Below are 9,829 nucleotides of genomic sequence, written 5' to 3'. Positions count from 1 at the left end.
GCCGGTGCTCAACACCCATATACCGAACTCGTCCACCATGTCCTCCCCTGACAACTCGTGCCGCGCCGACTCGATCCTTGCAGGCGCAGCACAAGGCCCGAGTCCGCGACCGAGCCCGACGGCTCCGCCGTGATCCGGGTCCTCAGCTACAACGTCCGCTCGCTGCGCGACGACGAGGAGGCACTGGCCCGGGTGATCCGGGCCTGCGCCCCGGACCTGGTCTTCGTCCAGGAGGCCCCCCGGTTCTTCCGCTGGCGCAAGCACGCGGCCCGGCTGGCCGCCAAGAGCGACCTGGTGGTCCTGGGCGGGGGAGCGACGGCGGCCGGTCCGCTGCTGCTGTGCTCGCTACGGGCCTTCGTGGAACGGACCGAGGACGTCCTGCTCCCCCTCACCCCCGGACTGCACCGGCGCGGCTTCGCCACGGCGGTGGTCCGCTTCGGGGCGGCCCGGGTGGGAGTCGTCAGCGCACACCTGTCACTGGACGCGACCGAGCGCGCCGCCCAGGCCGACCTCCTGGTGGAGCGGATCGAGGCCCTGGACACCCCGTACGCGATCGCGGCGGCGGACGTCAACGAGACTCCCGGCGGCCCCGCCTTCACCCGCCTGTCGGACACCCTCCAGGACTGCTGGACCACCGCCCCCTGGGGCGGCGGCCACACCTTCCCGTCGGCCTCCCCGACCCGCCGCATCGACGCGGTCTTCGCCTCCCCGGCCGTCGAGGTCCTCGCCTGCGGAGTCCCGACGGGCCTCCCCACCCCGGACCTCCGCGCCGCCACGGACCACCTCCCGGTCCTGGCGGCGGTCCGCCTGCGGGCGTAGGCGCGCTATCTCCCCCGCGAGGGGTCGGGGGCGGGTCGGTGGCTGCCCACCCGCCTCCCCGGGTGCGGGTGGGTGGGTGGGGCGGCACCCCGCTGGGCAGGGGCGGGACAGCCGGCCGGGACCGGGGAAGGGCGGGACCTGAGCCGGGCGGACTCAGAGATGGTTGGGGGTTTCCCGCCAGCCTCATCGTCCTTCCGCGTCGGGCCGCCCTGTCAAGGGCGCTCCTTCGTCGCGTCGCTTCGCGATGGCCTTCGGCCACCCTTGACAGGCCGGCCCGCCACGAAACGCCGAAGACTGCCGGGAACCCCCCAAAGGAACGGGACGGATGTAAAGCGGGCATGCGGCGGGATCAGCGCCGAGCCGGGGAGGTCGGGACACGGCAGACCGGGCATCCGGCCCCCGACGGCCGCAATCGGAGCCCGGGGCCGACCCACGCACCAGATCGCTACGCGCTCCTCATTTCTCAGCGGCCGCCGCCCGTCTGGGGCCGCTACCCGCTCTCAAGGCCAACAGAATCGGCAGCCGGGACCGGTGGGCGCGTCAGATCGCTACGCGCTCCTGTCATCTCAGCGTCCGACGGCCGTCCGGGGCCGCTACCCGCCCCCGAGGCCGACGGGATCGGCATCCGGGACCGGTGGGCGCGTCAGATCGCTACGCGCTTCGCTCATATCGGCGTCCGGCCGCTGTCGGGGGCTGGTACCCGCACCAGATGACGAATGGTTCGGCATTCGGGGTCGGGAGCTTCAGGCAGGTGGCAGGAGCATGGCGTCGTAGAGCGGGGAGTCCGGTGCGTGCTTGATGCGGCCGATGACGTCGTAGCCCCAGCGGGGGTAGGCCGATCGGGCCGGCTCGTTGTCGATGATGCACGTCAGTGTCGTCCACGGCTCAGGACGTCCCGCGACCATCTCGTCATGGAGGGCACGGCCGATGCCCCGGTTCGCGTGCTCCGGCAGGACCATCAGCTCGCGCAGCCAGAACACCTCGCCGGACTCGGCCGCCTCGGCCACGTCGGCGGGAAGCCGGTCGGCGAGGGACACCCACCAGGGCCGGTCCGGAGTCAGGGTCACCCCGTGTACGTAGCCCGCAAGGGATCCGTTCTCCAGTTCGGCGGTCACGACCTCGAAGCCCGTCATGTCGAACGCCGCCGTGAGCCGGTCGGCGTACGTCGTCACGGAGAAGAAGGGGTCGCCGGTGTAGGGAGGGGTGTCGTAGACCTCGGTGTACACGGCGAGCAACTCGGTCATGCGGGCTCGCGCCGCCTCAGGTGTGTGCCGGGTGAAGGTGAGCTGTGGCGCGGTGCGGTGGGGCATGCGGTTCCTTCCATGCTCGCGCTATGCGATCTGCGCGGCGATCAAGTCGGCGGTCTCCCGGGCTGACGGGCTGGAATTGCCGTAAAGCTTGTCCCTGACCAGGTTGAGTTGCCTCCGGTTGCGCATGGACGCCTGCCCGCCCTGGATCAGGCGCAAGGACTCGCGCGCGGCCTCGACGGTGCGGTCGAGTTCACGTGCCTGGACGGCGGCGTCCGCCAGCCGGACGAGGCACATCCCCCGGTTACGGGAATGCTCGATGCCCTGAAGGGCGGCCGACCGGTCCAGGAGGCGCACGGCCCGCTTGCATTGGCCGAGATCGGAACGGCACATGCCTTCCAGGCAGACCAGTTCGGCTTCGTTGAGGAAGCGGGTCCACTCGGGATCACGATCACTGGTGCCCTGGTCGAATGCCTGCCACGCCCGCTTGATCGAATACGAGGCGTTCATCTCGTCGCCGAGCCGTGCGTAGCCCTGGGCGATCCGGATCGCCAAGAGCGCGTTCACCCGGGGTGGAGCGTCCCAGCGTGCCGCGTGGCGCTCGGCGGTGCGGGCGAAGCGGATCGCCTCACGTGGCTTGCCGAGGTCCACCGACTGGCGGGCCATGTTCGACAGCGTCCGGGTGGCCAGCCGGTCGTCGCCCGAGATCATCGCGGTGTTCAGGGCCTCGGAGAAGTACACCCGGGCTTCGGTCTGCTGCTCGGCGTCGTAGCAGAACCAGCCCAACGAAGTGGTGAGCTGCCCGGCGATGGTGTGCAGCTCCTGACCGATGTCCTCGGCGTAAGAGCCGTGGTCTATCACGTGGTGGACCCAGGACAGGTGCATCTTCGCAGTGCGCCAGAGCCGGTCGCCGCCGAATCGTTGATCGATCGCGTCGAGATCGGTGGCGGTCGCGGTCAGAAGGTCGATCTCGTCACGGCCGATGCGGAGGTCCGAGGCGGCACGAGCCGGTGACGAGTTGAGCCAGGGCAGGCCCATCACGGCCGCGCCGGCTCCCAGGGCTGTTCGGCGGTCCACAGACGGGATCATCTCCCGAAGTCCCGGGCCACTGTCAAACACTCCCTCGGGGAACCCGGGAAAGCCAAGTGCTTCCGGCCCCCGGCCGAACGCGGCTCGAAGCGCGGTCGCCTGGTCCGGGCGTGGCCACGGAGGGTTCTTCGACTCCCATGCTCGGTAGGTCCGCACGCTGATCGTGTATCCGGGGCGGCCGAGTGCTGCGGCTCCGGCCTTCGAGATCTCCTCAGCGGCTCTCTCCTGCGAGAACCAGCCCTGCGCCGTTCTGGCAGCGAACAGCCTCTCGTTGGCGGGGGTCCGCATCACTTCGCTCCTGTCGTGGGCCTTCACGCAACCTAGGCCGATCCGGCCCGCAAACGCACGCGGCCCGCTGCTTTTGCCTCCAATCCCCGCGCCCGGCACCTCCGAATTGCCGCTGAACTTCCGCCCACTTGCCTCGCAGCCGTTCCACCCCGCCGGGACGCTGATGTCCACCACCCCCGACAACGGAAGGAAGCCTCCGTGCCGAGTCCGATCCCCCGCGGCGTGTTGAGCCTGGACACCCCGGACACCCCGGCCGCCGGAACCGCCCCGCTGACCCTCCCCACCGCGGACCTGCTCGACCGTGCCCGCGTTGGATGGGAGCACTTCATGAGCACCTCACCGGAGGCGGCGGATGAGTGATCAGTACGAGTACGTCCCTCATCGCCTCCTCCGCAAACGCGTCCGGGACCTCCCGTCCGGCGTCGAAGGCGAGCTGATGGCCGTGATCAACGAAAACGTCTCGACCGCCGGCAGCGAGCACTGGGTGGAGCTGGCCTACATCCGCAACGCCTCCGGCCGCGAGTTCACCACCGCAGTCGGCAACATCGAGCCGGTTTGATGCCCACGCTCTGAGGGTGCACGATCCCCAGCAAGGACTACAGGTGGGAGGACTCGTGCAGGAGTGGACAGACCCTCGGTACGCCGAGCTCGTCAAGGTCTGGCGTGAGACGCAGCAACCGACGTCCCGCGAGCCGGAGAAACGCCCGACACGCGGATTCATCACGCAGCCGCCGTCTCACGGCTAACCGCAACCTCGGCCCGGCGGCCTCGCGCGGCCGGGCCCCTCAAACTCATCCGCCTTAGGCTGTTACCTGCATCAACGGACGACCGACACGTCATCCCAGCCCAGGACGGCCGCCGGACGCTGAAATAGGAGAAGCGCGTAGCGATCCCATGCGCCTGGCATAGCCCGATGATCTCCTGATCGTCATTTCGTGCAGGTATCAGCCCCAGACGGGCTCCGGACGCCGAAGAATGGGCAGCACGTAGCGATCTGTTGCGTGGGTCGGCATGGATTGCCGATTGCCCATTGCGGGGGCCGGATGTGTGGTCTGCCGTGTCCCGACCTCCCCGGCTCGGCGCTGATACGGCCGCATGCCCGCTTTACATCCGTCCCGTTCCTTTGGGGGGTTCCCGGCAGTCTTCGGCGTTTCGTGGCGGGACGGTCTGTCAAGGGTCGCCGCAGGCGATCGCGAAGCGACGCGACGTAAGGAGCGCCCTTGACAGGCCGGCCCGACGCGGAAGGACGATGAGACTGGCGGGAACCCCCCAGCCCTCCCTGAGAACCCTCCGCTTGGGCCCCGCCCTCCCCCGGTCCCGGTCCGCTGGTCAGTGCCGCCCCAGTCGAACGCCGCCGGGAGGCGGGTGGGCAACCACCGGCCCGCCACCGGCCCCTCGAGGGGGCGATGGCGGGCCCCCGCCTCACTCCCCCTCGTACAGCCCCTCGATCAGCGCCCCGTACTTCTCCCGGACCACCCTCCGCCGCAGCTTCAGCGTCGGGGTCAGTTCGCCCGTCTCCGGGCCCCATTCCTCGGCCAGGAGGCGGTAGCGCTTGATCTGTTCCGTGCGGTTGAGGCGGGCGTTGGCGGCTTCGACCGCGCGGGCCGTCTCCTCCAGGACCGCCGGGTGCGCGGCCAGCTCCGCCAGGTTGGCCGTCTCGATGCCCCGGGCGGCGGCCCAGGCCGGGGCCAGTTCGGGGTCCAGGACCAGCAGGGCCACCAGGTAGGAGCGGCCGTCGCCGTGGACCAGGGCCTGGCCGATCAGGGGGTGTTCCTTGACGGTGTTCTCCACCAGCGCCGGGGCCACGTTCTTCCCGTTCGAGGTGATGATCAGCTCCTTCTTGCGGTCGGTCAGCCACAGGAACCCGTCCTCGTCGAGCCGGCCGATGTCCCCGGTGGGGAACCACCCCTCCTCGTCGGCCGCGCCCTCGACCGTGCCGTCGGAGCGCAGGTAGCCGTCGAAGACGGTCGCTCCGCGCGTGAGGACCTCTCCGTCCTCGGCCAGCCTGAGCTCCAGCCCCTCGATCGGCCGGCCCACCGAGCCCAGCCGGAAGCCGCCGGGGCCGTTGCTGTTGACGGTGCACACGCCGGAGGTCTCCGTCAGCCCCCAGGCGTCCATGATGGTGATCCCCCAGCCCGCCCAGAAGCGGACCACGTCGATCGGCATCGGCGCGGTGGCGCTGGCCGTCCAGACGAGCCGGTCCAGCCCCGCCAGCCGCAGCAGCGGGTCCAGCACCCGTTCCTTGGCCTCCGCGTACGAGGCCGCCAGCGCGGCCGGCACCTCCTCGCCGCGCTCCCGGTGCCCGGCGCGGGCGCGGGCCACGTCCCCGGCCCCCTCGATGGCCCGCCGCTGCTCCTCCGGGAGGCCCGCCAGCACCGCCCGTACGCCGGCGGCGAGCTTCTCCCAGACCCGGGGCACGCCGAAGAACTGCACCGGCCGCAGCTCGCGCACCGCGGCGGCCACGGCGGCGGGGTCGGCGACGAGCCGGACGTGCGCGGCGCGCAGCAGCGGCAGGTAGATGCCGAGGATCCGTTCGGCGATGTGGGCGAAGGGCAGGTAGCAGATGTGCTCGGCGTGCTCGGGGAGGTCCACGTGCCCGTCGAGGCGTACGGACTGGAGCACGATGTTGCGGTGGCTGAGCCGGACGCCCTTGGGATCGCCGGTGGTGCCCGAGGTGTAGACGACGGTGAGGGGGTCCTCGGGGCGGGCCTCCCGCCAGGCCTTCTCGAAGGCGTCGGGGCTGTGCAGGCGGGCGCCGCTCGCGTAGAGGGAGCCGTAGGAGGTGTGCGGGCCGGCGTCGGCGGCCTCGGCGACGACGAGGCGTTCCAGCGGGGTGGCGGGGTCGTCCAGCAGGGGGGCCCAGCGGGCCAGTTCGCGGGCGCCCTCGACGACGGCGAGCCTGGCGCGGCTGTGGCGGGCGATGTGGGCGATCTGTTCGGGTGCGGAGGTGCCGTACACGGTGACGGGGACGGCCCCCAGGTGGACGAGGGCGAGGTCGCTGAGCCAGTGCTCGGGCCGGTTGCCCATCATCAGCAGGACGTGTTCGCCGCGGTCGACGCCCAGTGCGGTGTATCCGGCGGCGAGGACGGCGACGCGGCGGCGGACCTCGCTCCAGGTGAGGGTCTCCCAGCCGGTCCCGTCCCCTTCCCCGGGCCCGTCCCCGGCCCCGGCGCGCCAGGAGAGGGCGGGCAGGTCCGGGTGTTCGGCGGCGTTGCGGGCGAGGAGGGAGGGGAGGGTGAGCTCCTCGGGACGTCCGGGCAGTCGCAGGTTCGTGGTCATGGGCAGCTCCTGGCCGTTTCACATCGTTGGTGCGACAGCAATACTGTTGAACCCAAGCCGTGCAGCAGAGAGCGAGGAGCGGACGATGGCCGACCACCGGGCGACCGAGCCGATGCTCACCGTCGACGAGCTGGCGTCGAAGGCCGGTGTCACCGTCCGCACCGTACGGTTCTACAGCACGCGCGGGCTTTTGCCCCCTCCCGTGATCGGACCCCGTCGGGTGGGGCACTACGGGCCGGAGCACCTGTCGCGGCTGGCGCTGATCGAGGAGCTCCAGCACCAGGGGATGACCCTGTCGGCGATCCAGCGCTACCTGGACGCCCTCCCGGACGACCTGAGCGCGCACGACCTGGCCATCCACCGGGCGCTGGTGGCGACCTGGGCGCCGGACGCGGCGCGGGAGGTGTCGCGGGAGGAGCTGGAGAAGCGGGCCGGGCGGGGTCTGTCGGACGCGGACCTGCGCCGGCTGTCGGCGATGAACGTGCTGTCGGAGGCGGGCGAGGGCTTCCGGGTGGACCTGGCCCTGCTGCGGCTGGGGGTCGCGCTGCTGGACGTGCCGATCGCGCACGAGACGCTGCTGGTGGCCCGGGGGATCCTGCTGGAGCACGCGCGGACGGCGGCGCACGAGCTGACGGCGCTGTTCCGGGACGAGGTGTGGGGGCCGTTCACCGAGGGCGAGAGCGATCCGGAGCGGGTGGAGTCGATGAGGGCGCTCTCCGCGCACATGCAGCCGATGGTGGTGCAGGCGCTGGTGACGGCCTTCCAGCGCTCGCTGCGGGAGGAGCTGCGGGCGGCGTTCGCCTCGGAGTCGGAGCCGGACCCGAAGCCGGACTCGAAGCCGGACTCGGAGACCGGGTGAACGCCGCCCGCGGGCGCATCAGTCGGAGTACGTCTCCCCGCGCTCGGCCTTGGCGACCAAGGAGGCCGGCGGGGTGAAGCGCTCGCCGTACGCGGCGGCGAGTTCGCGGGCGCGGGCCACGAAGCCGGGCAGGCCGCCCTCGTAGCCGTTGATGTACTGGATCACGCCACCGGTCCAGGCGGGGAAGCCGATGCCCATGATGGAGCCGATGTTGGCGTCGGCGATGGAGGTGAGGACGCCCTCGTCCAGGCAGCGGACGGTGTCCACGGCCTCGGCGAAGAGCATGCGCTCCTTCATGTCCTCGAAGGGCACGGTCTCGGACGGGCCCCCGGCCGCGCCCGGCTTGCCGAAGTGCTCGCGCAGGCCCGGCCAGATGCGGGTGCGCTTGCCGCTCTCGTCGTACTCGTAGAAGCCGGCGCCGCCGCTGCGGCCGGGGCGGCCGAACTCGTCGACCATGCGGTCGATGACGGTGTCGGCGGGGTGTTCGGTCCAGGTGCGGCCCTCGGCCTCGAAGGCCTTGCGGGTCTCGTTGCGGATCTTGCGCGGGAGGGTGAGGGTGAGCTCGTCCATCAGGGAGAGCACCTTGGCCGGGTAGCCGGCCTGGGCGGCGGCCTGTTCGATCGAGGCGGGCTCGATGCCCTCGCCGACCATGGCGACGCCCTCGTTGATGAACTGGCCGATGACGCGCGAGGTGAAGAAGCCGCGCGAGTCGTTGACCACGATCGGGGTCTTGTTGATCTGGCGGACCAGGTCGAAGGCGCGGGCGATGGCCTCGTCGCCGGTGCGCTCGCCCTTGATGATCTCCACGAGCGGCATCTTGTCGACGGGCGAGAAGAAGTGCAGGCCGATGAAGTCGACGGGCCGCGAAACCCCCTCCGCCAGGCCGGTGATGGGCAGGGTGGAGGTGTTGGAGCAGAGCAGCGCGTCGGGGGCGACGACGTCCTGGATCTCCTGGAACACCTTGTGCTTGAGGGCGGTGTCCTCGAAGACGGCCTCGATGACGGCGTCGCAGCCCGCCAGGTCGGCGGCCTCGGCGGTCGGGGTGATCCGGGCCAGCAGCTCGGCGCGCTTGGCCTCGGTGGTGCGGCCCTTGGCGAGGGCCTTGTCGAGCAGCTTCTCCGAGTACGCCTTGCCCTTGGCGGCGGCCTCGGGGGTGACGTCCTTGAGGACGACCTCGATGCCGGCGCGGGCGCAGGAGTAGGCGATGCCGGCGCCCATCATGCCGGCGCCGAGGACGGCGACCTTGCGGACCTTGCGGGGTTCGACGCCCCGGGGGCGGCTGCGGCCGGCGTTGACGGCCTGGAGGTCGAAGAAGAACGCCTGGATCATGTTCTTCGCCGTCTGGCCGGTGACCAGCTCGGTGAAGTAGCGGGCCTCGATGGTCAGGGCGGTCTCGAAGTCCACCTGGGAGCCCTCGACGGCGCAGGCGAGGATGTTGCGCGGCGCCGGGTAGGGGGCGCCGTTCAGCTGCTTCTTGAGGTTGGCGGGGAAGGCCGGGAGGTTGGCGGCGAAGCGCGGGCTGGACGGCGTGCCGCCCGGGATGCGGTAGCCGGGGACGTCCCAGGGCTGCCTGGACTCGGGGTTGGCGTCGATGAAGGCGCGGGCCTTGGCGAGCATCTCCTCGGGGGTGGCGGCCAGTTCGTGGACGAGGCCGGCCGCGAGGGCGCGCTGGGGGTTGTACTGGGTGCCCTGGAGGAGGACCTTCAGGAGGGCGTCGGCGATGCCCATGAGGCGGACGGTGCGGGTGACGCCGCCGCCGGCCGGGAGCAGGCCGAGGGTGACCTCGGGCAGGCCGATCTTGGAGCCGGGGGCGTCGAGGGCGACGCGGTGGTGGGAGGCGAGGCAGATCTCGTAACCCCCGCCGAGGGCGGCGCCGTTGATGGCGGCGACGACGGGCTTGCCGAGGGTCTCGATGCGGCGCAGCGAGCGCTTGATCTCGGTGCCCGTGTCGAAGGCGAGCCCGGCGTGCTCGGGGCGCAGCCCGATCATGTCCTTGAGGTCGCCGCCCGCGAAGAAGGTCTTCTTGGCGGAGGTGTAGATGATGCCGCGGATGGAGTCCTTCTCGGCCTCGGCGCGGTCGGCGATGGCCGCGATGGAGTCCTTGAAGGCCTGGTTCATCGTGTTGGCGGACTGGTTCGGGTCGTCGAGGACCAGGGTGACGACGCCGGTCTCGTCCTGTTCCCAGCGGATCGTGGTGGACTCGCTCATGTTCGCTACTTCCGTGTCAGAGGTGGGATCAGGGATCGGA

Annotated in this window: 8 protein-coding genes; 4 read left to right on the top strand and 4 right to left on the bottom strand. The window is 71.2% G+C overall.

The genetic code is table 11. The annotated features are described in order from the left end of the window. Positions 1-129: 129 nt before the first annotated feature. Entirely contained in the window at positions 130-819 is a 690-nt protein-coding gene (locus AB0O29_RS09095; protein WP_365148409.1) for an endonuclease/exonuclease/phosphatase family protein, read from the top strand. Between the two features lie 743 nt (positions 820-1,562). Here AB0O29_RS09095 and AB0O29_RS09090 read toward each other — a convergent pair. Both AB0O29_RS09090 and AB0O29_RS09085 read right to left on the bottom strand, forming a co-directional pair. Next, the gene (locus AB0O29_RS09090; RefSeq protein WP_365148406.1) at positions 1,563-2,063 is read right to left on the bottom strand and encodes a GNAT family N-acetyltransferase; all 501 of its coding nucleotides are present in this window, start codon (positions 2,061-2,063) and stop codon (positions 1,563-1,565) included. Positions 2,064-2,150: 87 nt separating this feature from the next. Beyond that, entirely contained in the window at positions 2,151-3,470 is a 1,320-nt protein-coding gene (locus AB0O29_RS09085) for a hypothetical protein (protein ID WP_365148404.1), read from the bottom strand. 171 nt (positions 3,471-3,641) lie between these two features. Between AB0O29_RS09085 and AB0O29_RS09080 the strand changes: the two genes are divergently transcribed. Further along, the gene (locus tag AB0O29_RS09080; RefSeq protein ID WP_365148401.1) at positions 3,642-3,803 is read left to right on the top strand and encodes a hypothetical protein; all 162 of its coding nucleotides are present in this window, start codon (positions 3,642-3,644) and stop codon (positions 3,801-3,803) included. Next, the gene (locus AB0O29_RS09075; RefSeq protein WP_344166514.1) at positions 3,796-4,002 is read left to right on the top strand and encodes a hypothetical protein; all 207 of its coding nucleotides are present in this window, start codon (positions 3,796-3,798) and stop codon (positions 4,000-4,002) included. Before AB0O29_RS09080 ends, AB0O29_RS09075 begins: the two co-directional genes overlap by 8 nt. An 863-nt stretch (positions 4,003-4,865) precedes the next feature. On the opposite strand, the gene AB0O29_RS09070 is transcribed toward AB0O29_RS09075, so the two are convergent. Continuing rightward, entirely contained in the window at positions 4,866-6,722 is a 1,857-nt protein-coding gene (locus AB0O29_RS09070) for a long-chain fatty acid--CoA ligase (RefSeq protein WP_365148398.1), read from the bottom strand. A gap of 85 nt (positions 6,723-6,807) precedes the next feature. Here AB0O29_RS09070 and AB0O29_RS09065 point away from each other — a divergent pair, with 85 nt between their 5' ends. Further along, positions 6,808-7,581, top strand: coding sequence for a MerR family transcriptional regulator (locus AB0O29_RS09065; RefSeq protein WP_365148395.1), 774 nt, complete (start codon positions 6,808-6,810; stop codon positions 7,579-7,581). Positions 7,582-7,599: 18 nt separating this feature from the next. On the opposite strand, the gene AB0O29_RS09060 is transcribed toward AB0O29_RS09065, so the two are convergent. Continuing rightward, complete coding sequence (locus AB0O29_RS09060) at positions 7,600-9,789, bottom strand: 3-hydroxyacyl-CoA dehydrogenase NAD-binding domain-containing protein (RefSeq protein ID WP_365148392.1); 2,190 nt, start codon at positions 9,787-9,789, stop codon at positions 7,600-7,602. Positions 9,790-9,829: the final 40 nt, after the last annotated feature.

This window comes from Streptomyces sp. NPDC089915, from assembly GCF_040684675.1.
Taxonomy (GTDB): Bacteria; Actinomycetota; Actinomycetes; order Streptomycetales; family Streptomycetaceae; genus Streptomyces.
The sequence above is the reverse complement of the archived record's forward strand: the minus strand, read 5'-3'. Positions and strand labels throughout refer to the sequence as shown.